At 34.3% G+C, this 24,318-nt stretch carries 26 protein-coding genes; 10 read left to right on the top strand and 16 right to left on the bottom strand.

Features of this window, described 5'->3' with window-relative positions; translation table 11 throughout:
- Positions 1-79 precede the first annotated feature (79 nt).
- The gene (gene pdxR / locus NLJ82_RS10295) at positions 80-1,480 is read left to right on the top strand and encodes a MocR-like pyridoxine biosynthesis transcription factor PdxR (RefSeq protein ID WP_000366294.1); all 1,401 of its coding nucleotides are present in this window, start codon (positions 80-82) and stop codon (positions 1,478-1,480) included.
- 46 nt (positions 1,481-1,526) lie between these two features.
- On the opposite strand, the gene NLJ82_RS10290 is transcribed toward pdxR, so the two are convergent.
- Positions 1,527-2,372, bottom strand: coding sequence for a YitT family protein (locus tag NLJ82_RS10290; RefSeq protein ID WP_000755118.1), 846 nt, complete (start codon positions 2,370-2,372; stop codon positions 1,527-1,529).
- Between the two features lie 167 nt (positions 2,373-2,539).
- On the bottom strand, positions 2,540-3,748 hold the full coding sequence (locus NLJ82_RS10285) for a macrolide family glycosyltransferase (protein WP_000024474.1): 1,209 nt from the start codon (positions 3,746-3,748) through the stop codon (positions 2,540-2,542).
- 386 nt (positions 3,749-4,134) lie between these two features.
- Between NLJ82_RS10285 and NLJ82_RS10280 the strand changes: the two genes are divergently transcribed.
- From NLJ82_RS10280 to NLJ82_RS10270, 3 genes are read left to right on the top strand one after another with little or no spacing between them, the layout of a single operon-like run.
- Positions 4,135-5,013 carry a hypothetical protein gene (locus NLJ82_RS10280; RefSeq protein WP_000941351.1) on the top strand — a complete coding sequence of 293 codons (879 nt, stop codon included), beginning with the start codon at positions 4,135-4,137 and terminating at the stop codon, positions 5,011-5,013.
- Between the two features lie 23 nt (positions 5,014-5,036).
- Positions 5,037-5,924 (top strand): GNAT family N-acetyltransferase, encoded by an 888-nt coding sequence (locus tag NLJ82_RS10275; RefSeq protein WP_000405444.1) that lies wholly within the window; start codon positions 5,037-5,039, stop codon positions 5,922-5,924.
- Positions 5,917-6,630 (top strand): class I SAM-dependent DNA methyltransferase, encoded by a 714-nt coding sequence (locus NLJ82_RS10270; protein ID WP_000038488.1) that lies wholly within the window; start codon positions 5,917-5,919, stop codon positions 6,628-6,630. The genes NLJ82_RS10275 and NLJ82_RS10270 overlap by 8 nt, the downstream gene beginning before the upstream one ends.
- Before the next feature lie 20 nt (positions 6,631-6,650).
- On the opposite strand, the gene alr is transcribed toward NLJ82_RS10270, so the two are convergent.
- Positions 6,651-7,826, bottom strand: coding sequence for an alanine racemase (gene alr, locus NLJ82_RS10265; protein ID WP_000054188.1), 1,176 nt, complete (start codon positions 7,824-7,826; stop codon positions 6,651-6,653).
- 171 nt (positions 7,827-7,997) lie between these two features.
- On the opposite strand from alr, the gene NLJ82_RS10260 reads away from it, so the two are divergent.
- Complete coding sequence (locus tag NLJ82_RS10260) at positions 7,998-8,459, top strand: DinB family protein (protein ID WP_000497998.1); 462 nt, start codon at positions 7,998-8,000, stop codon at positions 8,457-8,459.
- 7 nt (positions 8,460-8,466) lie between these two features.
- Here the strand turns inward: NLJ82_RS10260 and NLJ82_RS10255 are convergent, their stop codons facing one another.
- The 4 genes from NLJ82_RS10255 to NLJ82_RS10240 form a co-directional block, all read right to left on the bottom strand.
- Positions 8,467-9,243 (bottom strand): Cof-type HAD-IIB family hydrolase, encoded by a 777-nt coding sequence (locus NLJ82_RS10255; RefSeq protein ID WP_000278959.1) that lies wholly within the window; start codon positions 9,241-9,243, stop codon positions 8,467-8,469.
- A gap of 6 nt (positions 9,244-9,249) precedes the next feature.
- A complete protein-coding gene (locus tag NLJ82_RS10250; protein ID WP_001166461.1) occupies positions 9,250-9,840 on the bottom strand; it encodes a histidine phosphatase family protein in 591 nt (196 codons plus the stop codon).
- 104 nt (positions 9,841-9,944) lie between these two features.
- Positions 9,945-10,913, bottom strand: coding sequence for an SPFH domain-containing protein (locus tag NLJ82_RS10245; RefSeq protein ID WP_000226259.1), 969 nt, complete (start codon positions 10,911-10,913; stop codon positions 9,945-9,947).
- A gap of 2 nt (positions 10,914-10,915) precedes the next feature.
- Positions 10,916-11,344, bottom strand: a complete 429-nt coding sequence (locus NLJ82_RS10240) for an NfeD family protein (RefSeq protein WP_000741991.1) — start codon at positions 11,342-11,344, stop codon at positions 10,916-10,918.
- A 272-nt stretch (positions 11,345-11,616) separates the two neighbouring features.
- Here NLJ82_RS10240 and NLJ82_RS10235 point away from each other — a divergent pair, with 272 nt between their 5' ends.
- Positions 11,617-12,834, top strand: a complete 1,218-nt coding sequence (locus NLJ82_RS10235) for an MFS transporter (RefSeq protein ID WP_001172133.1) — start codon at positions 11,617-11,619, stop codon at positions 12,832-12,834.
- A 40-nt stretch (positions 12,835-12,874) separates the two neighbouring features.
- On the opposite strand, the gene NLJ82_RS10230 is transcribed toward NLJ82_RS10235, so the two are convergent.
- The 5 genes from NLJ82_RS10230 to spoIIP all read right to left on the bottom strand — a co-directional run bounded on the left by NLJ82_RS10230 (position 12,875) and on the right by spoIIP (position 17,633).
- Positions 12,875-14,350, bottom strand: a complete 1,476-nt coding sequence (locus NLJ82_RS10230; protein ID WP_000405429.1) for an amidase family protein — start codon at positions 14,348-14,350, stop codon at positions 12,875-12,877.
- Positions 14,351-14,534: 184 nt separating this feature from the next.
- Complete coding sequence (locus NLJ82_RS10225) at positions 14,535-14,981, bottom strand: NUDIX hydrolase (RefSeq protein ID WP_000217579.1); 447 nt, start codon at positions 14,979-14,981, stop codon at positions 14,535-14,537.
- Between the two features lie 23 nt (positions 14,982-15,004).
- Positions 15,005-15,745 carry a M15 family metallopeptidase gene (locus tag NLJ82_RS10220; protein WP_000747654.1) on the bottom strand — a complete coding sequence of 247 codons (741 nt, stop codon included), beginning with the start codon at positions 15,743-15,745 and terminating at the stop codon, positions 15,005-15,007.
- 11 nt (positions 15,746-15,756) lie between these two features.
- Positions 15,757-16,254 carry a GNAT family N-acetyltransferase gene (locus NLJ82_RS10215; protein WP_000617586.1) on the bottom strand — a complete coding sequence of 166 codons (498 nt, stop codon included), beginning with the start codon at positions 16,252-16,254 and terminating at the stop codon, positions 15,757-15,759.
- A 224-nt stretch (positions 16,255-16,478) separates the two neighbouring features.
- Positions 16,479-17,633: a stage II sporulation protein SpoIIP gene (gene spoIIP / locus NLJ82_RS10210; RefSeq protein WP_001078044.1), complete on the bottom strand. Its 1,155-nt coding sequence runs from the start codon at positions 17,631-17,633 to the stop codon at positions 16,479-16,481.
- A gap of 88 nt (positions 17,634-17,721) precedes the next feature.
- Here spoIIP and NLJ82_RS10205 point away from each other — a divergent pair, with 88 nt between their 5' ends.
- Both NLJ82_RS10205 and NLJ82_RS10200 read left to right on the top strand, forming a co-directional pair.
- Positions 17,722-18,021, top strand: coding sequence for a hypothetical protein (locus NLJ82_RS10205; RefSeq protein WP_000770754.1), 300 nt, complete (start codon positions 17,722-17,724; stop codon positions 18,019-18,021).
- A gap of 1 nt (position 18,022) precedes the next feature.
- The gene (locus tag NLJ82_RS10200) at positions 18,023-18,328 is read left to right on the top strand and encodes a hypothetical protein (protein WP_002091944.1); all 306 of its coding nucleotides are present in this window, start codon (positions 18,023-18,025) and stop codon (positions 18,326-18,328) included.
- Here NLJ82_RS10200 and NLJ82_RS10195 read toward each other — a convergent pair.
- The 4 genes from NLJ82_RS10195 to cbpA form a co-directional block, all read right to left on the bottom strand.
- Positions 18,301-18,828: a DUF1572 domain-containing protein gene (locus NLJ82_RS10195; RefSeq protein ID WP_000351111.1), complete on the bottom strand. Its 528-nt coding sequence runs from the start codon at positions 18,826-18,828 to the stop codon at positions 18,301-18,303. The two genes, NLJ82_RS10200 and NLJ82_RS10195, sit on opposite strands and share 28 nt — an antisense overlap.
- Before the next feature lie 17 nt (positions 18,829-18,845).
- On the bottom strand, positions 18,846-19,175 hold the full coding sequence (gene csaA, locus NLJ82_RS10190; RefSeq protein WP_001263034.1) for a chaperone CsaA: 330 nt from the start codon (positions 19,173-19,175) through the stop codon (positions 18,846-18,848).
- A 66-nt stretch (positions 19,176-19,241) separates the two neighbouring features.
- Positions 19,242-20,579, bottom strand: coding sequence for a branched-chain amino acid transport system II carrier protein BrnQ4 (gene brnQ4 / locus NLJ82_RS10185; RefSeq protein WP_014297788.1), 1,338 nt, complete (start codon positions 20,577-20,579; stop codon positions 19,242-19,244).
- Between the two features lie 461 nt (positions 20,580-21,040).
- On the bottom strand, positions 21,041-21,688 hold the full coding sequence (cbpA, locus tag NLJ82_RS10180; RefSeq protein WP_001220515.1) for a cyclic di-AMP binding protein CbpA: 648 nt from the start codon (positions 21,686-21,688) through the stop codon (positions 21,041-21,043).
- A gap of 244 nt (positions 21,689-21,932) precedes the next feature.
- Here cbpA and NLJ82_RS10175 point away from each other — a divergent pair, with 244 nt between their 5' ends.
- The gene (locus NLJ82_RS10175; RefSeq protein ID WP_000055303.1) at positions 21,933-22,802 is read left to right on the top strand and encodes a hypothetical protein; all 870 of its coding nucleotides are present in this window, start codon (positions 21,933-21,935) and stop codon (positions 22,800-22,802) included.
- Between the two features lie 208 nt (positions 22,803-23,010).
- Positions 23,011-24,318, top strand: a complete 1,308-nt coding sequence (locus NLJ82_RS10170) for a hemolysin family protein (RefSeq protein ID WP_000353728.1) — start codon at positions 23,011-23,013, stop codon at positions 24,316-24,318.

Genomic DNA, 24,318 nt, shown 5'->3' with positions numbered 1-24,318 from the left:
TATAGAAAGCGACTGCCCTTAGTTTAAGTGACAGTTCTATTCTTTTTTATAAGGCCAGTATAAAAAGGAGCGTCTACAAATGGATCTGACTATCCCATTAGTGTTACAAAATAAAACACCTATTTACTTACAAATTTACGAATATATGAAACGAGAAATCTCTCATGGATCACTACGTGCCGGTACACGTCTTCCTTCTCACAGAAATTTAGCTATGCAACTTAATGTAAGCCGTATTACAGTTGAATCCGCTTATCAACAATTACTAGCTGAAGGTTACGTAGAAAGCAAACCGAAACGCGGGATTTTTGTTGCGGAAGTAGATATTGATGTCATTCAAAAGAAACAACAAATTGCGTCAAGCAGTACTAACAATAAAGAAAAAGAACAATATGATTATGATTGTAGTCAAGGACTTATTGATCAAAAAGCTTTTCCGATAACAAACTGGAAAAGAGCGTTACACGAAACTTTATTTCAGTATGAAAATGAATTATTTGCTAAAGAAGATCCACAAGGTGAGCTCGTTCTACGAGAACATATTTCAAAGTATTTATATCATGCTCGCGGGGTACATTCTTCACCTGATCAAATTATTATTGGAGCAGGTACGCAGCCTCTTCTTTGGCTACTCCTTCAACTACTTGGTTCAAAAAAAGAATACGGAATCGAAAATCCTGGATTTCACCGTATACCTGCTATGATTCAAAGTTGTGGCCTTCCTGTTCACCCGATCCCTTTAGACGATAAAGGGATTCATATTTCCGCTTTACGTGAATCCGGTTCCAATGTGGCATATGTCACTCCATCTCACCAATTTCCACTCGGAATCATTATGCCATTATCTAGAAGACTCGAGTTATTAAAATGGGCGAATGATTGTAATGGTTATATTATTGAAGATGATTACGACGGGGAATTTCGCTATATAGGAAAACCTATTCCTTCTTTACAAGGGCTAGATTCAAATGAACGTGTTATTTATATGGGAACTTTCTCGAAATCTTTTTTACCTTCTTTACGAATGGGATATATCGTTTTACCACCTCATCTTTTAAAAGTCTATAAAGAACTTGGTGGTATGTTTAAACAAACTGTCTCTACAATGCAACAACTTACCTTCGCCACCTTTATTCAAAATGGGGATTGGGAACGTCATATTAACCGAAGTCGTACGTTATATAAAAGAAAACATATTTCTTTAATTAAATCTATTAAAAGCGAAATGGGAAATAACGTGCATATACTCGGTGAACAATCCGGGCTTCATATTGTACTTCACGTTCATAACGGGATGAATGAACAAGAACTTATTCATGCAGCTGCAAAAGAACGTATTAAGTTATACCCTCTCTCCACATATGATTCTGTTTATAATGTGAGGGAGGAGTCATATGTATTGCTCGGTTTTGGCAGTATTCGAGAGGAATGTATTGAAACTGTTGTCAAATTACTGAAAAAAGCGTGGTTCCCTAAATAAAAATAGCTCCACGCAAGTTATACTTACGTGGAGCTATTTTTATGCACTATTTTTCTGATCTCATTGCCCTTCCCGGACGTTTGACACCAGTTGTTTCTGTTGAATAGGAAGCTTCAATAATAGCAGTTGGATCTACAGAGAGAACGAGATCTTTCATTTTCGGATAAATGAAACGGTTTGTAATACAATAAATGATTCTCTTATGTTCTCCTAAAAAACCACCTTCTCCATGTAGATACGTAACAGATAATTGCAATTCTTTCATAAGTAGATCGCCTATTTCTTTATTTTTAGCAGAAATTATCATGACGCTCTTACCTTGATTAATACCATCTAATATGAAATCAATCATCTTCGTAACAATATAGAAAATTGCTAATGAGAACATCGCTTGTTCAATTGAAAACAAAATGGCAACAAAGATGAAAATAACCGCATTTACAGCAAGTAAAAATGTACTAATCGGCACTTTAAAATGTTTATTCATCCAAACAGCTAACATTTCTGATCCATCAATTGCTCCGCCCATTTTTACTACAATTCCTACACCAACACCAAATAGAACTCCTCCATAAAGAACAATTAACAATTCAGAAGTTGTAATTGCTGGAAATGGTTTCAAATAAATCAATCCGAGTGTTGTCACAACATTAGCATAGGATGTACGAATAAAGAACTTCTTTCCCATTACTTTTGCAGTAAATAATAAAATTGGGATATTAATTCCTAAGAACACTCCATAAAGCGGTAATCCAGCAACTTTATTCGCCATAATAGCAATGGCCGTTACCCCGCCATCTACTAATCCGTTAGGTGCTAAAATAAGCTCTAATGAACCCGCTACAATAATCGATCCAATTGTTAATAATATGTATTCAAATACTTTCTTCATTCATTACCCCCAAAACTTATATATTTTCTTAGTATTATTTTAACGTAATTTCTCTACTAATACAAAGATATCAGTTTATATACACAAAAGTTTCACCTTTATAGTGATTTTTATGTAATTTTTTATTGAAGCACACTTACCCATTGTAGTAAGTGTGCCTCAAACATTTATTTAAGTTTCAAGTACGAATTCATTTTCATTTTAAATATTTCATCAACTGCCCTTTTATATCCACCAGCATTTCGAAGTGATGCTCCAACTTTACGACTATTTTCCTTAAATGTTACATCATACATTACTTTCTTTACAGTCTCACGTAACAATTCAGAAGTTAATTCTTTACGGTTAAGTCTTATTCCTGCCCCTACTTCATTCACTCGTTTCGCAACTAAAGGCTGATCTCCTGTTACCGGAATTACAACTAACGGGACACCGTAATAGAGTGCTTCACTCGAACTATTCATACCACCGTGTGTCACGAATACATCAGCATGCTGTAATACTTCTAATTGTGGCACATAATTATACAACTTAAAGTTATCCGGAATGTTTTCAAATTGACTTATATTTATCTTCTTACCAACAACTAATACAACTGTCGCTTCTACATCTTTAAAAGCTTCAAAACATTTTTCATATAGCTCAGGTTGTTCATTAAAAACGGTTCCCATAGAAATGAAAATCAATTTTTCACCTTTTAAATCTTCCATAGGAAAGCTATCTACTTCTTTTCGAGTAGCAATTGATGAACCGACAAACTTATACGATTCATCGAATACATCTGAACGCGGCTGATATTCCTTTGAAGTATACACAATCGTAATATCACCAGGATGATTCATAATATCATACATACTATTACACTTCATTCCATACTTCCTATTCCACTTTTCTATTCCCGCTAAACAAGATTGATATAATGGATTCGTTTCATCTACTTCTCTCGATTCTTGTTCATCGTTAAAAGTAATGTACTGATTAAAAGCAAACGTTGTACAAGACGAAACGCTAGGTAATTGTAAAACATTCGCTATAATACGTCCTACTGGAAAATGATTATCGTATAGTAAGTAATCGTACTGTTCTCCTTTTGTTTCTTCTACAATTTGGGTAACAATACGCTCTGATGCTCCAATCATATGAGATAGCATCGTCAAAGGACTCCCACCTTCATTTACTCGCTCCATAATATTAATTTGAGAGAGAAAATTCTCAAACTCTCGGAATTCTGCACCTGTTGCTTCAATCTTCTTTCTAAAATCTTCAATACAATACGAAACAACTGTCTCCCCTCGCCGAATTAACTCACTTACAATAGCTAAAGTCGGATTTATATGACCTTCTCCAGGGAAATTTATTACGAGTACGTTTGCCATCATATTCTCTCCTATCTAATATTATTAATAATTAATTATATTAATTAATTTAAAACTATTATAAAGGAATCTATTCTATTTCTTCACATTTTTCTCTTCATTTTATTATTGAGAAATATTTTTCATAACCTACGTTATCCCCCTATTGAAAGTGCGCTTAACTCTTCATTTACTGAAAAATATGAGATTTATATTTGGGTATTTTTACAGATTTATCATCAAAAACATTATTTTGATAATTCATACAAAAGTAGAAAAATATAATTTCCAAACTGATTTCTCACCGTAAATTTATTTAAATTCTATGTTGTCCCTATCATTATCCACTTGCAACCTATTCTGTTATATAATAAATTTATCGAATTTACAGAAAAAGGAGCGATTTCATGCTACAACAACTATTCGCTTCACCTATTTTATCTATTCAAACTTTACACCCAGGTTATGAAGAACATGCAAGCGATGTGTTTCTTGTTAAAACAGCATTTGAAGAAGTTATTGTTCGTTCCTCAAAAATGACTGAAGAACCAAACAATGATTTTTGGTGGGGATGTAAAAACCTTTTTGGAATCGATCCAAGGAACGTACATCATTTAGAGCATATACACGAATTATTGAAAAAGCATACTAACTTGCCCATCCCCACTATTTTGCAAAAACATGTTTTAAATGGCCGGAAGTATGTTAGTGTCGAAAAACTAACAGGAAGTACGCTGCAATCCTTTGTCGGACAATCTAATTCAATTTTATTCAGTCTTGGAAAAGGACTAGCAGAAATTCATTCGTTTCAAGCAAAGTTTATAGGAAATCCATCAGGTACTTTCCAAATTCCACTAGAAGAATGTAAGTCTCACATATTAAAAGTCAGTAAAGAACTTGTAAATAGGTTTTATTCCGATAATGCGAGCATTCGTAACGCATTTCCTACTTTTGAACAACAACTTTCTTCCTTACCGGTACCAAAGGAAGAAACGCTCGTTTTAATTGATATGGACCCTACTCAGTTTTTATCAGATGGTACAACTATTACAGGTTTAGTAGATACAGAAGCTTATGCAGTTGCTCCCCGAGAATTTGATTTTATCGGCTTAGAATATGTATTTACAGAAAAGGAAGCTCATGCTTTTAAACAAGGTTATGAAACCATCATGCCTATTCCTAATCTTGTAGCATGTAGACGTCCTTATCGATATTTGTACCGTTTATTATCTGTTCAGGGCAGTGTGGAATTAGAAAAGTGGCTAAGTCATCCATCCTATTTTTAAATTCGAAGGTGAGGGGTTATGAAATGGAAATTCAGAAAAAGTGTTCTTTAACAGAATGTGAAATACAACAAATGAAAGATTTAGCTCATATTTGCGGGCAACACGATCAAATTGATTACTCGTCAGATTTACATGTAAACTTTTTAACTGCTCGTAATAAAGAAGAGATACATGACTTTTTACTCTATGACGATACTCAATTAGTCGGTGCATTAAGTATGTATGACTTTGAAAGACCTACCAAACTTGAGTTAATAGGCTTTGTTCATCCGAACTATAGGAAACAATATATAGGTACTACTCTTTTACAAACCGCAATGAAAGAAATACGATTAAGAGAGGCAGACGAAGCTCTTCTTATTATGAATGGGGAGTCTGCTTCTGGGAAAGCATTTGCAATACATATGAAGCTGCCTTATTTATATAGTGAATATAGTATGGAGTTCAAAGCAAATGAAGCGCAAAAAAGAACGAAGAATGCTATACAACTTACTCTTGCATCTTCAAAATCACTGCTTGATCTGATTGAAATTTCTAGTAAAGCGTTTGGAGATTCAGTAGAAAACACCGCTACATGGTTACAAAAGATGATGGATTCATCTTCCCATCAAGTTTACAGTGCTCTTATCGATGAAAAAGTGATAGGAACAATTACAGTTTCTAAAGAAGACCAATCTACTACACTATCAGGATTCGCCGTTCACCCTTCTTATCAAGGGAAAGGATACGGTAAAGATATTCTTACGTCCATGATACATACCCTTATTACAAAAGGAGCTTCAACAATTAAATTAGATGTCGAAACGAAAAATAACAATGCTTTAAAACTATATACACAATGTGGTTTTGAAATGAAAGCGAAGCATGACTATTATAATGTAAAGAATTTCGGGGTAAATACATATGTCTAAAAAACTAATATATTCTGATTATGATATTTTCGCATCCATTTATAATAAACATTGGGGGCATTATGCTGAACACTCCTATCTACTTTTGGAAAAACTCATTTTACAATATGCACCACCACATTCTCATATTTTAGATCTTTGCTGCGGGACTGGTCACCTTACTAAGAAATTAATTGATAATCATTTTGTAGTAACTGGTATAGATGGTTCTGCTCAAATGATTGAATACGCACGTCAAAACGCTCCAGACGCAGCCTTTATCGTCGATGATGCTCGCTATTTCAATATAAATGAGCAATTTCAATATGTTATCTCTACTGGCGATAGCTTAAACCATATTTTGAAATTAGATGAATTAAAAAGTGTTTTTCATAATATCTACTCCGTATTGCATAGCGAAGGTACATTCGTATTTGATATGAATATGGAAAAAGGATTTCTTGAAAATTGGAGTGCTTCATTTCATATTTCAGCGGATGAATATGTTTGTATGATTGATTCTACATATGATAATGAAAATAAAAAAGCAGTCATGAACTTTATACTATTTCAACATGATATAGATAATAATTGGACAAGAAGTGACTTTTCATTTGAAGAAGCTTGTTATTCCAATGAAGAAATAATTTCTTTGCTAGAATCCGTAGGTTTTAAGGACATTCAATCACACGGTACAAATAGAACATTTTTCATTTGTCAAAAATAAAAAAACTGAATCATAACGATTCAGTTTTTTCTTAGTATATTTACAATAGCAGTCGTTTCATTATTTTCTTTATATACACGTGGAATTCTTCTGTCTAACATACATGTAACTTCATAGTTAATTGTACCTAACATATCCGCTATTTCTTCTACTGCAATATTTTCTTCGCCTTGTTTACCGTAGAATACTACTTCGTCTCCCACTTGTACTGGCATTGCTTTTGAAACGTCTAACATGAGCTGATCCATACAAACACGACCAATAACAGGTACTCGAACCCCATTTATTAATGCATGCCCTTTATTAGATAACTGACGGTTATAGCCATCCGCATAACCAATCGGTATAGTGGCAATCCATTCTTCACCAGTCGTTACATACGTATTCCCATAACTTACACCGCGATTTTTCTTTGCATGCTTAATATGAGCTACTTTTGATTTTAACGACAACGCAGGCTGCAGAGAAACAACTGAATGATCTACCTCTTTTGAAGGATACATTCCATAAATTCCAATACCTACACGAACCATATTTTGAAATGTATTGCTAAGTTCCATTGAACCTGCACTATTTGAACTATGAATATATGGAATATGAATTCCTAATTCTTTTGCTGTATTGACAGCTTTTTCAAATAAACTTGTTTGCATATTCGTATATGATTTATCGATTTCATCTGCCGTAGAGTAATGTGTAAACATTCCTACTACCTCTACATACTCCATACGTTTTAATTCCTCTAAAAATGGTTTAACCTCTTCTTCCTGTAAACCAATGCGACTCATTCCTGTATCAATTTTCACCTGAATTTGCGCCTTCTTTTGTAGACGGTTTGCGATTTCATTTATACCTTGTAAATCTTCACTTCTATAAACAGTCATCATTACATCATATTGAATTGCTTCTTCCGCAGATGCTACTGACGTATAGCCTAAAATTAAAATCGGCACGTTAATTCCTGCTTCTCTTAACTCTATCGCTTCATCTACAAATGCAACTGCAAGCTGATTTATTCCTGCTTCAATAGCAGCTTTTGCAACTTCAACTGCCCCATGACCATATCCATTCGCTTTTACAGCAGCCATCATTGCAATATTTTCATCATTCACACGTTTTTTAAATTCTTTTACATTATGTTTTACTGCATTTAAGTCAACTTCAACAATTGTATCTCTTCCATATTTCAAACTCATTGGTCTAACTCCTAACTCAATAATTGCATTCCATTCTATTTCACGTTTCATATGACCTTTTACAATATAATACTTTTCAATATGCTAGTCAAACTACTAGAATTTTCGGAATTTTGAGTATGATATAATACCCTCAAGAAACTATTATATACGTAGAAGAGGAGAATTACAATGTTTGTACAATCTGCATTGCATCAACTTAAAGTTGCTATTGATACTTCTATTCAAATGCTTAACCGATATAAAGAAGACGAATTAAAAATACAACCAATTCACTCGAAGCGATCATTATTTGAAATATGTGCACATCTTTCTCTTATTTGCCATGCTGATTTACTCATTTTAAATGGTATTACAGAAAAAGAGTTACATACTTTCTATAAAGAACAAACACCCGAAACAATTATGCAAATACAACAAACGATGATACAGGGCTACGATTTACTTTCTAAAACTTTTTTATCTTATTCCAATGAACAATTAGCAGAAATTAAGACTGCTTATTGGGGTATTTCTTATTCACGCTTTGAATGGTTGCTAGAAATTGTTACACACTTTTATCATCATCGTGGACAAGTTCATATTTTACTATGTGAGCATATAAAAGATCCTAACATACCTTTATTTCAATAAAGGTATGTTAGACGATATGAAACTTCTCTAAGGCAAATAAAATACCACCTTCACTCGCCTTCTTTGTAACGAAATCAGCTCTTGTTTTTAACTCTTCTCCAGCATTCCCCATCGCAATACCTAATTCTACATACTCTAACATCTCAATATCATTTCTACCATCGCCGAAAGCAATGGCTTCTGATTTGCAAATGTTTAGGTGTTCTAATACCTTTTGAATTGCAGTTACCTTTGATACTTTATTATCTTCCAACACATTCATAACGTAACCGTGAAAACGTTCAAACGTAAGTGCTGGATATCTTTCAAGAAATTTTTGAGCTTCTATTTCATCTGCATACAGACATAAACAATAGATTTCTTCTGACAAATCTCTGCTTTTTTCTGGATACTTCTCTAAATTCAACGTCTCGCTAAGCGCTTGCATTACACGCTCATTATCCGAGGCTATTCCGTTCATTGCAAAATCCTCGGTAAAATAAGAAATACCGTGACCATGTAATTCTGCAAACTCTGAGATATCATGTACAATTTCACTTGAAAGTACTGATTTATGTATAACTGATTCCCCACACTTGATATGTGCACCATTTGCAGAAATAAACGTATTTATGCTTAGTTTCTTAAATTGCGAACATAAGCTATATGGTCTCCCTGTTGTAACAACTACGTGAATCCCTTTTTCTATTAATCTTTGTATTGCTTCTTTTGTGCTCTCATGCATACTTCTATCAATTTCGCTTAAAAGCGTACCGTCAACATCAAAAAATACTACTTTGTACATAGATCTTTACATCCCGTCCAAATGATTCGTATCATTAATGAAATGTACTGTTTTTTGTTCGCCATCCATTTCAATTAAGCTTATTCCCGTATCTCCCATTTTAAAATAATAGTCCATTGAAATGGGCATTTTGAAAAAAGCACGTAATAGACTATTTATTACACCACCGTGTGCAACAATTGCAATTCGGTCATATGTATTCTCTGTCACGATTTTAGAAAAGATTCCTTCTATTCTCATTCTAAATTCAATAAATGATTCCCCGTTTTCAAAACGATCATGAAGGAACTTTGGCTCTGGGTATTTCTTTGCTTCTTCAAAGGAAAGACCTGCTTGCACTCCATTATTAAACTCCATTAATTCCTCTTCTAATTGAATTGGGCATCCAATCCCTTCTGCTAACATTTCACCTGTTTCGCGAGCCCGTTTTAATGTACTTGCCCAAATGAAATCTGGCGGGAAATCTGCTTTCACTTTCTGTACAAGCCTTTGCACTTGCTGTCTTCCCTTTTCTGTCAATTCAAAATCAGCTCGTCCTTCATGTACGTTTAAGATATCAGCTTCTGATTCTCCGTGGCGTATTAGTAGTATTTGCATGTTTCTTCACTCCCCTTTTTAATATCCGAAAAATTCCATTATATCATACTCTGAATTTTCTATAATAAAAAAGAGAAATGGTATCCCATTTCTCTTTTTCACTCTTATTGTTCTTTTTCTGTATTATTTAAAGGCAGTTTCTTCGCTTGTTTTTCTTTAAAAATTTCACCAATTGCCCCGAGAGCACCAAGTGTTTCAATTGCATTAGATGGAATAAAGACTTTATTTGCTGGCCCTTTCGCAACTTCAGCTAATGATTCGAATGATTTGTAAGCAAGTATACGTTCATCTAAATTCGCCTCGCGAAGTAATTCAATTCGATTTTGTTCTGCTTTTGCAATTTCCTCAATCGCTCTTGCTTCCCCTTGCGCTTCTAATTCTTTTGCTTCTTTAATACCTTCTGCTTCTCGAATACGTGCTTCTTTATCCCCTTCAGCCATTAAGATTTTACTTTGCTTTTCCCCTTCAGCACGAAGGACTTTATCTTGTTTTGCAGCTTCAGCTTCTAATATGATCGCACGTTTATTACGCTCTGCTTTCATTTGTTTTTCCATTGATGCTTGCACATCTTTCGGCGGATTAATATCGACAACTTCAACACGTTCAATGCGAACGCCCCATTTTTCTGTAGCTTCATCAAGTGCTAAGCGAATTTCTGTTGAAATTTTTTCACGACCAGATAACGTTTCATCCAGTTCCATTTTACCAATGATTTGACGCATCGTTGCTGAAGTAATGTTACGTACACCGTATTCATAGTTCGAAATACCATATGTCGCAAGTTCCGGTTCAACGACTTGATAGAAAATAATTGTATCAATTTCCACTTGTACATTATCTTTCGTAATTACCTTCTGCGGTGGTACATTCGTTTGTTGAATACGCAAGTCGTGATATACGCGAACGCGATCCACAATCGGAATTAATAAATTTAATCCCGGCTGCATAACCCGCTGAAACTTACCAAATCTTTCAACGACTCCAACTTTTTGCTGTGGAATAATTTTAATTGTTAATGCGATAAATGTAACAACAATTAGTGCAAAAATAATCGTTAACGTTAATGCTACCATATTTATTCACTCTCCTTTTTTACTTGTAATATAGTACTATGCCTCTTTATAACAATAACTTTTTCTCCGGCATCAATTGGATCATCTGCAATAGCTGTCCAAGTATCTCCATCCACTTTCACAATGCCATTCGCCTCGTTTGTAATCGCTTGCATAACAATCCCTTTTTTACCTGCAAGCATATCTACTGTATCAGTAAAACCTTTTGCTTCCCGAAAGTTTTTTGATATTCTTTTCGTAAAGAAAGTCAATGTTAAACTTACAATCGCACCAGCAACAACTTGTAACAGTAGTGCTTCAGGAACAAACAAAGCAATAAGACCTCCGACAACAGCTCCAATTCCAAGCCAAAGCATGTAAAATGTAATCGACAGCATTTCCGCAATAAATAAAATACCAGCTATTATAAACCAAATTACCCAAGCAGCCATTTGCAACCCTCACTTTCTTTCTCATTTTCTATATGTATATGAAGAAAAGAATGGTTTATCCGCCCTTTCTCATACATGGGCGCTTACTACAAGCTATTGTACATTTTCACTGTTACAATGAGTATTATTAAAATACTATATTAATATATTCTTCATTATACATGAAAATCCCTTTCAAAAAGTGACAAAAAATTTAATTCTTTCAAAATTTATTTTTCAAATTATAATTATTATAACTACTGTCATATTTCCCCAGAAAGGGTGTGTACTTATTGCAAAAACGTTCATTGACTTACTATTTAGGATCGAAAATATGCATTACTCTCGCTGACATCGTATACGTAATGATTATTACAACTGATATGTATATTACAACGAAATCAGCTACATTAACTGCTCTTTTTCCATTATTACAAGTCATAACTAATCTTATAGCAAATACATCTGCACCACTTATAATGAATCGTTTTCCATCTTATTCATTACTGTTTACACTACAATGGATAAAAACTGCTCTATTATTTTTATTCATGATATTATTCCCGGTCCTTTCCACAAACATTGTAGTACTATTCATTTTCATTTTTTTCATTTCATTATGTAGTGGCTGGAGCGCTCCATTACTATACGGTATTCTTCCGCGCCTTACACCGAAAGAAAAATTAGTAAAAGTAAATAGTATTTTTTCCTTTTCCACACAAATTGCACAAGCCGCTGCTTATTCATTTACAAGTGTTATTGTGCTTCTTATCGGTGCTTCTTCTACACTCATGATGAATAATATTTTGATGATTTTCGGATGTGTTGCACTACACTTTTCATTACGATCCATACATACTGAACGAGTAATAGAGCCTTCTTCTTCAAAAGATGATACTTTATTGGAAGGTTGGAAGCTCTTATTTCAAAACCCTTCTCTCCGTACTGTTACATGTATGGACTTAATTGAAACTTTTGCAGGGACGATATGGATCGGTGCTATTACGATGGCTTATGTAACAACTGTCCTTCATAAAGGAGAAGAATGGTGGGGATTTATTAATACAAGTTATTATGTTGGGACGTTAATTGGCGGTCTATTAGCGTGGAAAATGAGTACATACATTCAAAACAATTTAATACGCTCTATGGCGATAGGCTCTCTTCTGTTTAGTATTCTTACATTTTTATATGGTATAACAAGTAGCGGATATATTGCGCTGTTCCTATGCATTCTAATGGGCCCATGTTACCAAATTAGAGATATTTCTCAAACAACTGTTTTACAATCCAGCGTCGCTCCATCTTTATTATCAAAGATGTATACAGCTCACGGCGCTCTTCTCTCAACAGCTTCTGGCCTTTCTATGCTGAGTGTTGGCATTATTACCGATTTGTTCGGTGTTCGTACGATCTATATTCTCGCTTCAATCCTTATATTGTGCTCTGCTTGTTTATCATTTAACTTATTAAAATATGATAAGACAAAGCAAAAAAACATGTCACTTTAATGAACAAAATAAATAGGACAGGATTTCCTGCCCTATTTATTTATGATAAGTTAGGAGATTTCCGATGCTTTGTCGCTTGTTCAAAAGCGTATGCGAGTTTAATTAAAGTCCCCTCATGAAAAGCAGTGCTTGCAAGCGTAATTCCAAATGGTCTCCCGTTATCCATATATCCCGCAGGTATTGCTATAGACGGATAACCTGCTTTCGCACATATAGTGGAACCTATATACGAAGGGAATAGAATCGCATCAAGATTATATTTTTCCAGTGCAAAATCAATGCCTTGTTCTTGTGAAAAATATATATCTTCTAATCTTGCATTTAAATATTGTGGATTTCTTAACGTATTAGGAAAATCTTTTCTTCTTTCTAACTTAGTTTGTCCATATCTCAGAGCTCTTTCTGCTATGTTTTCATTAAACTCCATTAACTCTGAAATAGAATGGACTGGTATAGTAGAAGGCAATTTCGAAAGATAGTTATCTAAACTATGCTTTAATTCATAAAGCGATACACCCCAGCTCCATTCTCTATGAAAAGACGGAATATTAATATCCTCTACTACTGTCGCACCCTTACTACGTAATACTTCAATGGTTTCCTTAAACAAATTCTCATCATACTCACCAGATTTATAATAATCTTTTGGTGCGTTGTTATATACACCAATCTTTGTTCCATTTAAACCGTTAACATCCAAATACTTTGTATAATCATGTTCTGCTATCCCTTCACTTTTACGAGTAGCTACATCTCTCTCATCCACCCCAGTTAACCCCCCTAGTAAAATAGCAGCATCTGTTACTGTTCTAGCAAATGGGCCGGCTGTATCTTGCGAATATGTGAACGGAATAATACCTCTACGACTAATTAAACCAACAGTCGGTTTAATACCGACTACAGAGTTTTGAACAGCTGGACTCAAAATAGAACCATCTGTTTCTGTTCCAACCGATACTACTGTAAAGTTAGCAGCAACTGCTATGGCAGATCCTGTACTTGAGCCACCAACAAACATATCATCCTCACCCGTACCGTAAGGGTTTATTGTTTGCCCACCTCTTGCACTATATCCAGCCCACATTTCAAATGACATTGCATTTGCTAATTCTGTCATATTTGTTTTCCCTATTATCACTGCTCCTGCTTCTCGCAGCTTCGTAACGAGAAATGCATCTTCACTACTTATATGTTGTTCTAGCGCAATTGTACCTGCACTTGTATGCATAGAGTCATTCGTTTCAATATTATCCTTAAGTAAAACCGGTATACCATGTAATGGACCTCTTTTACCTTTAATCTTTCTTTCATAATCTAACGCTTCAGCAATAAAGATGGCGTCTGGATTGATTTCTAAAATAGAATTAATTTCCGGTCCATCTTGATCATACTTTGCGATTCTATGAAGGTAATACATAACTAGTTCTTTTGAAGTTAACTTTCCATCTTCCATCGCTCTTTGTATATCATGAATTGTTAATTCTTTTTGTAGTAGTGTATTGAACTGAATCTCCATTTTTATTCTCCTTCTATAAACCTTTATTAATAGCATATCTCAATTACTTTTTCATTTTCTCCGCTCCTCACATATACAACTACAATCCCTCTATAAGAATTCAACTTACCGATGTAAAAACCTTTTATTTCCTGAAAAATAAAAAAAGTCTGAAACGATTTCACCTTCGCCTCAGACCCTATTATTACTGCACGTATACCTCATCTAACAAATGTAAAAACTCACCTTGTTTCCCCGCTAATTCAGGGCATTTTGCAATATCAATCCATTCATAGCAAAATACTAAGCCTTCATCTTCCTCACCGGCACTTACAATATGTTCCCAACTATCCTTTACATCTGTTAGTAATGTTACGTGGAAGAAATGACGTTTTTGATATTCCTTTTTTTCTTTCACATGTATGATGTAATCAGCTAGGAATCGTTCTATGCATAAATGACGTAACCCAGACTCTTCTTGTACTTCACGTAAAATCGCTGCTTCTAGCGTTTCCCCTTCGTCAACTGTTCCCCCTGGCACTTGTATACCAGCTTCAGGTGTATCACGATGTTTAAAAACAAGCAGTTGCATAGCTCCTTCTTTTTCTCTTGTCACATATGCGTGTACTTTCTTCTTATATAACACCGTCATAATCCTTCTCTCCCCTCAATTGTTCACTGCGCTACTTCTTCAAGTGTTAGTTGATTTTCATATAAATATGTAGCTTGTGGATTTCCCACATACCTCACGTGCCATGGTTCAAATCGATAGCCCGTAATCGATTCTTTCTCTTTTGTATATCGAATGACAAAACCAAATTTATGGGCATTTTCAGAAAGCCACTGCCCTTCTTTCGTTTCACCAAAAATTGTCTCTAACTGAAACTTAGCAGATTGTGATGTGATATCCATAGCTAGTCCTGTTTGATGTTCACTCGTTCCAGGAACTGCACTCGACATTGCCGTTTTGGCTTCTCCATCTTGTTTTTTATACATTGTATTTAACGCTTTTTGCCGATCAAAAGATCTAAATCCAGAGACTGCAAATAAGAAAACACGCTCCTTATCCGCTTGCTGAAACATTTCCTCAAGCGCACCGGCCGCCTCTTTCCTCATTTTTTTCTTTTCTTGATCACCTTCACTAGAATAGCGCACTTTCGGAATAACTAAATCTGGCGGTCTATACCCGTCTGGTAAACGCCTACTTTTATTCACAAGCACAAGCAGTGAATTCGGATTACTAATTACCGCAATATCTCCATCCATATTCGCAATCGTTTCTTTCGCTTTCGGAAATATGTTATTTACATTCACCTCGCGCGCTTGCTTATCCTTATACATTTTATAATTGATTCCCGCTACTCCAACAATGAGTATCGCCGCTACGATACCAAGTAGTATCCATCTTTTTTTCATATAACGACCTCTTATTTTAATAATTTGGCCATTTCATACTCATCGATGTTCTCTCCATCGATAATAAGAGCAGCTCTTTTGACACCTTCTTTCTCAAATCCAGCTTTTTTATATAGTGCCTGAGCTCTTGTATTGTGGGCCATTACCGTTAATTCTAAACGCCATACATCATGTAATCTTGCCCACTTCTCGACCTCTTTAAACAATCTAGTCCCAATACCTCGCCCACTATACTCTTGCAAAATCCCAATTACAATACTTGCTACATGTCTCTTTCTTTGAATATGATTTCCATTCACTAAAATAAACCCTACTATTCTCTCTTCTTCAACTGCTACCAATATTGTTGCATATTTATTTTCTACAAAGCGCTGAATCATTTGCTCTTGTTGCTCGGCTGTGAATTTCCTTTCTCCTGGTTCATACAACATAAATTTTGTTTCTTCATCTAATTGCTTACTTAATTGCAAAAATGATGCTGCATCTTCTACTTTGATTTCCCTAATCACTTCAATCACCCTACCAATTTCATAATAAAAAGCTTTCCTTGTAAAAAGATTTTCTCTACTTTCCCGAAAATCCCTTTGTAAATCTCCCAGTATAATTTGACAAATTTCGATCTTACTATAACATCGACAAATTATGTCTATTCTGTGACGCATCATTAATTACAAAAAAACGCAAGCTTTACACTCACGTTTTTTCAGACTCTCGCATTCATTTCTGTTTCACTTTATCCATTCACTTTTTCTGCCTGCCAGAAATATTCACCAAACGCTTTAGCTAACGCATCAATCGATCGATTTAGTTCTTCCTCTGTATTATCTACGCCACCAACTTCAATTAATATCGCTTGTCCTGACAAATCTTGATTGTAGACACCATTTCCTGTTTGGAATCCTTTTTGAATGACACCACGACTAACACCTGGATATTTCTTACTAATCGTCTCATGTAAAGCCGTTGCTAATTGCAAGTTTTTTTCATAGTTTTTGTTACCTTTCCCTACTACAAACGCAAGCTTCGCATATGATTTATCACCGATTATTTTTGTCGTGACATTTTTCCGAGCACTATCACGATGTAAATCAAAGAAGTATTGTAATTCTTTATTGCCGGCCATTGCTTCTTGTACAATTTCCCGTGACATTTTATAAGAACTATTACTATTTAACCCTTTACTAATCAACTTTTGACCAACATCAGTCTTGTCGTTAGTTGCTCCGATTCCTTCATTTGCTAATTGTTCACGAAATCGGTCGCCGACTATTGAAATATTCGTTACGGAACTTGTGGCTTTATTCGGATTTGGATCATTTGTTAAATTCAATAATGGCAAATAAGATTCCCAGCTATGCGAATGATAAATAAATGCAACTTGTCGTTTTCCTGTCGTTTGAGCTGGTTGCTTTTTCTCTTTATTCGTATCCGGCTTTTGAGCCTGTCCACCTTCTCCAGTCCGTTCTTTTACTACTTCTTCAAGTGGAACGCTCGACTCTATAGGCAAGTTAGAATAATTTGTTCCTTCACCCGCAATAACAATTTCTGTATCGTACTTACCGAAACCAGGTAGCTCTTTACCGACAAAACTGCGTACATCGTTAAAACGAATATTCGTAGCCATAGAAAAGAGAAACGAAGATATTGAAAAATCTTGATTTAAATTTCTATATTCCTGTGTAAAATAATGATTCTCTTTCCCAAGAACGTACATGTAACCATTCATTGATAACTCATTTAACCAATTATATAAATACGTTGACTTTGTCTCTTTCATAGAAGTTACCATCATACTAATAAGAAAAAAAGTCGCTAGTACTGTAGCAATAATAAATAATACTAACTTACGTACACTCGTGAATTTCACATAAAAAAAGTCTCGATTCATACTATCACCTCTCTATTTCAAGTTATGTACAAGCTCTAGAGAATAGACCGTCTAAATTCAGGCTATATTGTTAATGAGGTGAAATGAATTGAAACTACTAATAGGAACACTCCCCGTTGTACTATCATTTATTTTTTATTGGCTTGCTAAGCATCCTACCATCCGTGTTGTGTTACATATTTCAGCATATCTAGCACTTTATGTACTCGGTACAATCATTTCTATTCATATATATGATGTTTTAATACAAGACTTAGTTTTTATGACAAGTATTCATGGGATTTTACTAAATCCATTTTTTCTTATATCAGGAGCGTATATAGGGATATACACTTTGTACCTACTTTTGTCCTACATGATTACAAATATAGAAAATGGAGCGCAATGAAATGCAACCACCGTTCATCTGTCATACATGCAAAAAAAGAATTACGCGAAAGAAAGATCTTATTACTACCACATGGTACTTCCGCTTTTATGTATTTCATAGTGATTGTTTTAAACGACAGCAAGTTTTTATCTCACGATTTATCCCTGTGAATACACTTATTAATTTCTTTCTTATTATATATGGGCTGATTGTTGGTAGCATTCTTATGACTGTAGAGCCATCTATCATTTGGCTTGTTTTCTTACTTCCAATTTTATATCGGTTTCTTTCCTATTATTATGTTGAACGTTTTTTCTCTAAATGAAAGTTAGACTTTCCTCTAGGAATACTTAAACATTCCCACTCATTTTCTTTTAACATTTTACCAATGTAAATCATTTGTCCAATATGCAAAGCATAATGAGAAATTTGTCTTTCAATTGCTTGCATGACAGTATGTGCTTCACCGCGAATATATACCGTCTGCAATAAATGTTCTGACGTTAGTGCATTCATCGTTTTAAAAACATATTCCCAACCTTCATTCCATGCTGCGAGTACCTCTTTCTTAGAAGAATAACCAACTTCAAATTCAGCATCTCGGTTACGATCTATTTTTTCACCGTCAGATGTTAAAAAATCCGTCCATCTAGAACGCATATTACCGTGCAGATGCTTAATTATAATTGCTATGCTATTTGTTACTTCATGAGAAGACCATTCAATCTGTTCATATGATAATTGTGAAAGCACCCGTTCCCCTTGTTTCTTTGTTGCTTCAAAATTCGAAATGGCACACTGTACGTATTCGCGTCCAATATCCATGTTCCCCCGCCTTTACATTAACTAATTTTTGTTCCATTTGGTAATTCCATATTAGGCTGCAGTAATACGACATCACCCTCTTCAGGTACTCCTCCTAAAACAAGTACTTCTGATTTAAATCCCGCTACACGCTTTGGCGGAAAATTTACAACAGCAACGATTTGCTGACCGATTAAACCTTCTGGGTTATATCTCTTCGTAATTTGAGCACTTGACTGCTTCATTCCAAGCTCTCCAAAATCAATTTCTAGTTTAATCGCTGGAACTCTCGCTTCTTTAAATTCCTCTGCATGTGTTACAGTCCCAATCCGTAAATCCAAAGTTAAAAAATCTTCAAAATTAGCCATTTTATCACTCCTTTCATTTATTACTTAGACAAAACAAAAAAATCCCCTTTAAAAAAAGAAAGGCGCCTAAGCACCTTTCTTTTGTAATTCACTTGATTCATTTGATTTATAGAAGAAGAAACCGAGGATCCCGCCAATACATGATGGGATTAACCATCCTATTCCTTCTTTATATAATGGTAACATTTGTAGTACATTAGAAATCGCGTCAATTTTAATATTCGCACTTTCTAAACCGTTAAAGAAACTAATTAACAACGCACCTAAAATAGCTCCAATATAAATGGTATTACGCTTCCCAATCCATTTATGGAAGTAAGAAAGTACAATTAATACAATTGCAACTGGATAAATAATCATTAACACTGGTAAAGTAACTGCGATTAATTGTGTTAAACCTAGGTTAGATACAATTAAACTAAATACACATACCATTGTTACAATCGTTTTATGCGAAAGTTTTGGGAATAAGTTTGTAAAGAAGCCAGCACAGGCTGATGTTAATCCAACAGAAGTTGTTAAACAAGCGAGTACAATAACAAGTCCTAATAAAATTTTACCACTTGTTCCATATAACTCATTTACAACATTCGTTAAAATAAGTCCACCATTCTCTGATACCCCAAGTGATGTACTTGTTGAACCAAGATAAGCAAGTGATAAATAGATTAACGTTAAACCAAGTACAGCGATAATACCTGATACTACTGTTATTTTTGCAATTTGATTACTCTCTTTTATTCCTTTAGAGCGGATAACTTGTACAACTACAATTCCAAATACAAGCGCACTAATTGCATCCATCGTTAAATATCCTTGAATAAATCCACCAAAGAAAGCATTTTCCTTGTATGCCTCTAGCGGTGCAGCTGGTTCTCCAATCGGATCAACAATTGCCTTTCCGACAATTACAGCAACAATTAATACTAACAATGGTGTAAGAAATTTCCCGAACCAATCCACTAATTTTGATGGATTTAAAGATAAATACCAAGTTATTCCGAAGAAAATTATAGTGAAAAGAAATAGCATGTACCATTCGGAAACTAATGCCTCTGATAAAAATGGCTTCATACCCATTTCAAATGAAACGGCTCCCGTACGCGGAATCGCGAAAAAAGGTCCAATCGCTAAATAACTAATTAATGGGAAAACAAACGCAAATATAGGGTGAACTCTAGAAGATAGCGCTTTCAAGTCCCCCTCTACAAACGCGACAGCTGTTACAGCTAATAGGGGTAATCCGACTCCCGTTACAAGGAATCCAATTGTAGCAACCCAAACATTCTCTCCAGCTTGTTGCCCTAAAACTGGTGGAAAAATTAAATTTCCTGCTCCTAAAAATAGTGCAAATAACATTAAACCAATTGCTACCGTATCACCTGGCCTTAAACGTCCCTTCATGCTTTTCATTTGCATAGCACTTTTTCATTGTTTATCTCTATTTTCACAATATGCTATGCATCCTCCTCTCTGTTCAAGCTGATAAAATATGCCCCTTACAAAGCAGTGTCTTTCTCCATAATTTCTCCAGTCCCCTTATTTTTACTCTAATTATTAATTTTTGATTTTTTTGAATTTTTAAATCATTAGAGTGGTATTGCGCGGAGTATAGTTGTCAGACCTCTTTGTTTTTATCACACATATAGTAACATATTTAGTTGAAAAATAAAAACATATTTTCAAATTGACTTTTTTGAAAATCAAAATTATCTACATTTTTTATTCTTTTGCACAAATATTGTTTCAAACTCACTTATTATCCTATCGTTATTTTCAAATAATTTTATACACGTAACATAACATAACATAACATAACATAACATAACAAAAGCCATCCAACATAATTAGACGGCTTTTGCATATTATTCTATCGCTTCAACTTCACGTGGATTTTTCATCTCTTCCACATACACCACTCTAAATCCGTGATCTTCTAAATCTTTCAATAACGTCTCTAATTCACCATCGTTAAACTCTTCTCCTAATGTAAACATAATTCTACGAACTAATAAGGCATCATTATCAAAAGTCATTAAACTTTGGATACCTGTATATTTTTTTAATACTGTCGATAATTTTTGAATAGCCCCATTATAATCTTGTGTCCCAATCATGACAGAATATTTACTAGAATGAACGCCCCAAGCATCTTCTAATAGCTCAAAAACTTTTTTATGCGTTAAAATCCCAAGAAAGACTCCTTTTTCATCAACTACTGATAAATAAGGTAATTTTTTTATTGTAAAAAATACTTTAAAGAACGAAGAATCTTCTCTGACATATCCTTCTTTATCGTTTAATAGTTGTAATACACTCTCTTCCATTGAACCTTTATATTCTAAAATATCTACTTTATATATATTCCCTAAATATTTCTCTTTTTTTTCATCTAAAACTGGTACACAACGATAACCAGTTTTATTTAAATGCTCTAGCGCTTCCCCTACTGTAATTGAACTTGAGCAAAATAAAACTTCCCTTTTCGGCACATAATTCCCTTTAATCCTCATAAACAGCCTCCTTATGTTAAAATACTTTCTGTGCCATAACTATATTATATTTTCAGAAAAAAATAAATAATTTATTTTATTTTTCTGAAAATTATTCATTTTCTTGTCATAATTTATTCACGTTTCATTCAATTCTATCCACTACAATACTAAACTTCTTTAAGAAAAATATATTGTAACTTACTCCGAAAAAAGCTAAAATAAGAATAAGAATTTTCTGAATATTCAAAGAGTAGGTGATTACATGTCTTTATTGCGCTCACATATATATAAATTTATCGTTGGTGTTCTCATTATATTTATCATTAGTCCTATTCCAACTTTATTCATTACACATAAATACTCATACATCACCGGCTTTATAAGCATTTTCCATAACTTCGCACAACTTTCTTCGATGACAATTCCAAAGATTGATTGGATGCACGAATCTATCTTTTTCTCAGCAAATCAGATGGTACATACTGCTAATCAATCAACACCGTTATTCCCTTACATGTGGGAAATATATTTTTTATCGATTGTTCGTTTTACCTTTACTCTTGCAATCGGATTCTTCATCAGCTTAGGGATTGGCCATTTATTTTTTAAAGCACCTCAATCGGTTAAAAAGTTCGCTTCTTTATTAAGATGGATTCCTTATTCTTTATGTACTGTATTATTACAATGCGCAGTCTTATTACTACTCCTATACATCACAAAATTTATAAAGATTCCTTACTACTCATCTTTTATCATCGTTTGTAGTACTTCCATGATTATCGTTATGCAAGCAATAAAAAAATGGATTCCTTTCTTAAGTAATACAAATGAATATGAAATAAAACAAGCTTCTTTCCTTGTAGATACATTGTTTTTAGCGCTTACTTCGAATCATAAATCTATTTTAGGTTCCATTATTCTTTCATTCGTTTTTATGGAATGCGTTTTTCACGCAAGTGGACTATTGCAATTTATCGTTCAATTCGGCGGAAATGCACCGATTATTGTTACAATTAGCTTATTACTTTTGTATATCCCGTATTGTATACTCTCATTCCTTCAAACACTATGGACGACAAACTACTTTAAACAACAATCATACGCTTTAACGAGAAGTATTCCAAAACCTTAATTTGAAATAGCCCTCTAGAATCTGAAAGTAGAGGATTATTCCTTTTGTATAGCGGACAAAATAACAGCAAATTCAAAAACCATTGCAGAAACATACCAATATTTACCCTTTTTCTTTGACTATTCTTTTCATTTGGATTTATTATAAAAGTATAACATAATTGCAGGAGGTGACATCTTTATTCCAAACGACGGAATAGAGAATACACTTGGACATATTAAATATTTTTCTCATCTTTGTTCTTATCCTTATTTCCGGCTTTTTCGTTGCATCAGAATTTGCTGTTGTAAAAGTACGAAAAAGTCGAATTGACCAGCTTGCAAACGAAGGCAATAAACAAGCTTTAGCTGCAAGAAGTGTCATTTCTAATTTAGATGTTTATTTATCAGCTTGTCAGCTCGGGATTACAATTACTTCTTTAGGGCTTGGTTGGCTTGGTGAACCGACTGTGGAACATTTACTACGACCGCTCTTTGAAAAGATTAATATTACTGGAACAATGGCAAATACTTTATCATTTATTATTGCTTTTAGTGTGATTACATTTTTCCATGTTGTATTAGGTGAATTAGTTCCAAAGTCATTCGCAATTCAAAAAGCAGAGGCGATTACGCTTAAGTTTGCACGACCACTTATTTTATTTGATAAAATTATGTACCCGTTCATTTGGTTACTTAATAGTACTGCTATCTTTTTCACAAAACTACTCGGTTTAGAACCTGCGAAAGAAAATGAACTTGCCCATTCTGAAGAGGAACTACGACTCATTTTAGGTGAAAGTTTCAAAAGCGGCGAAATAAATCAAACCGAATATAAATATGTAAATAATATTTTTGAATTTGACGACCGAGTTGCGAAAGAAATTATGGTCCCTCGTACAGAAATGATTTGCTTATCTACTGAAAATACGTTAGAAGAAAATATGGATATCGTCGCAACTGAAAAGTATACACGCTACCCTATCATCGAAAAAGATAAAGATGATATTATCGGTATGATCAATACGAAAGAAGTATTTCACGATCAAACGAAAGGCATTCATAAGCCACTTGAATCTTACATACATCCAGTACTAACTGTATTTGAAACTGTTCCAATTCGTAAAACACTGGTACATCTACAAAAGAATCGCGTTCAGATGGCAATCGTTATGGATGAATATGGTGGTACTGCTGGACTTTTAACAATGGAAGATATTCTTGAAGAAATCATTGGAGAAATTCAAGATGAGTTTGATGCAGATGAATCACCTATGATTGAAAAACGTACACCTAAACTTACTGTTCTAGATGGAAAAGTACTTATTTCTGAAGTAAATGATATGTTTGGCCTACATATTGATGAGAGCGACTTAGATACAATTGGAGGCTGGCTATTATCGCAAGCAGTTGACGTAAATATTGAAGCTGGCTACTCCATCGAATATGCCGGTTTTCAATTTAAGGCATTAGAACTTGATGGACATCAAGTCAAAAAAATTGCTGTACATAAATTAGATATACAAAAGGAGTTATAA

It is taken from the genome of Bacillus paranthracis, from assembly GCF_024296885.1.
Lineage (GTDB): Bacteria > Bacillota > Bacilli > Bacillales > Bacillaceae_G > Bacillus_A > Bacillus_A paranthracis.
The sequence above is the reverse complement of the archived record's forward strand: the minus strand, read 5'-3'. Positions and strand labels throughout refer to the sequence as shown.

What these genes read in the sequence shown, in the direction of transcription:
- cbpA (WP_001220515.1), bottom strand. Translation starts at nt 21,688, where the DNA reads ATGAGGATTAAAGGGAATTATGTGCCGAAAAGGGAAGTTTTATTTTGC.
- NLJ82_RS10270 (WP_000038488.1), top strand. Translation starts at nt 5,917, where the DNA reads ATGTCTAAAAAACTAATATATTCTGATTATGATATTTTCGCATCCATT.
- NLJ82_RS10255 (WP_000278959.1), bottom strand. Translation starts at nt 9,243, where the DNA reads ATGTACAAAGTAGTATTTTTTGATGTTGACGGTACGCTTTTAAGCGAA.
- NLJ82_RS10250 (WP_001166461.1), bottom strand. Translation starts at nt 9,840, where the DNA reads ATGCAAATACTACTAATACGCCACGGAGAATCAGAAGCTGATATCTTA.
- spoIIP (WP_001078044.1), bottom strand. Translation starts at nt 17,633, where the DNA reads ATGAATCGAGACTTTTTTTATGTGAAATTCACGAGTGTACGTAAGTTA.
- NLJ82_RS10195 (WP_000351111.1), bottom strand. Translation starts at nt 18,828, where the DNA reads ATGGATATTGGACGCGAATACGTACAGTGTGCCATTTCGAATTTTGAA.
- NLJ82_RS10260 (WP_000497998.1), top strand. Translation starts at nt 7,998, where the DNA reads ATGTTTGTACAATCTGCATTGCATCAACTTAAAGTTGCTATTGATACT.
- NLJ82_RS10290 (WP_000755118.1), bottom strand. Translation starts at nt 2,372, where the DNA reads ATGAAGAAAGTATTTGAATACATATTATTAACAATTGGATCGATTATT.
- NLJ82_RS10175 (WP_000055303.1), top strand. Translation starts at nt 21,933, where the DNA reads ATGTCTTTATTGCGCTCACATATATATAAATTTATCGTTGGTGTTCTC.
- NLJ82_RS10280 (WP_000941351.1), top strand. Translation starts at nt 4,135, where the DNA reads ATGCTACAACAACTATTCGCTTCACCTATTTTATCTATTCAAACTTTA.
- csaA (WP_001263034.1), bottom strand. Translation starts at nt 19,175, where the DNA reads ATGGCTAATTTTGAAGATTTTTTAACTTTGGATTTACGGATTGGGACT.
- NLJ82_RS10230 (WP_000405429.1), bottom strand. Translation starts at nt 14,350, where the DNA reads ATGGAGATTCAGTTCAATACACTACTACAAAAAGAATTAACAATTCAT.
- NLJ82_RS10225 (WP_000217579.1), bottom strand. Translation starts at nt 14,981, where the DNA reads ATGACGGTGTTATATAAGAAGAAAGTACACGCATATGTGACAAGAGAA.
- alr (WP_000054188.1), bottom strand. Translation starts at nt 7,826, where the DNA reads ATGAGTTTGAAATATGGAAGAGATACAATTGTTGAAGTTGACTTAAAT.
- NLJ82_RS10245 (WP_000226259.1), bottom strand. Translation starts at nt 10,913, where the DNA reads ATGGTAGCATTAACGTTAACGATTATTTTTGCACTAATTGTTGTTACA.
- NLJ82_RS10220 (WP_000747654.1), bottom strand. Translation starts at nt 15,745, where the DNA reads ATGAAAAAAAGATGGATACTACTTGGTATCGTAGCGGCGATACTCATT.
- brnQ4 (WP_014297788.1), bottom strand. Translation starts at nt 20,579, where the DNA reads ATGAAGGGACGTTTAAGGCCAGGTGATACGGTAGCAATTGGTTTAATG.
- pdxR (WP_000366294.1), top strand. Translation starts at nt 80, where the DNA reads ATGGATCTGACTATCCCATTAGTGTTACAAAATAAAACACCTATTTAC.
- NLJ82_RS10200 (WP_002091944.1), top strand. Translation starts at nt 18,023, where the DNA reads ATGCAACCACCGTTCATCTGTCATACATGCAAAAAAAGAATTACGCGA.
- NLJ82_RS10285 (WP_000024474.1), bottom strand. Translation starts at nt 3,748, where the DNA reads ATGGCAAACGTACTCGTAATAAATTTCCCTGGAGAAGGTCATATAAAT.
- NLJ82_RS10240 (WP_000741991.1), bottom strand. Translation starts at nt 11,344, where the DNA reads ATGGCTGCTTGGGTAATTTGGTTTATAATAGCTGGTATTTTATTTATT.
- NLJ82_RS10275 (WP_000405444.1), top strand. Translation starts at nt 5,037, where the DNA reads ATGGAAATTCAGAAAAAGTGTTCTTTAACAGAATGTGAAATACAACAA.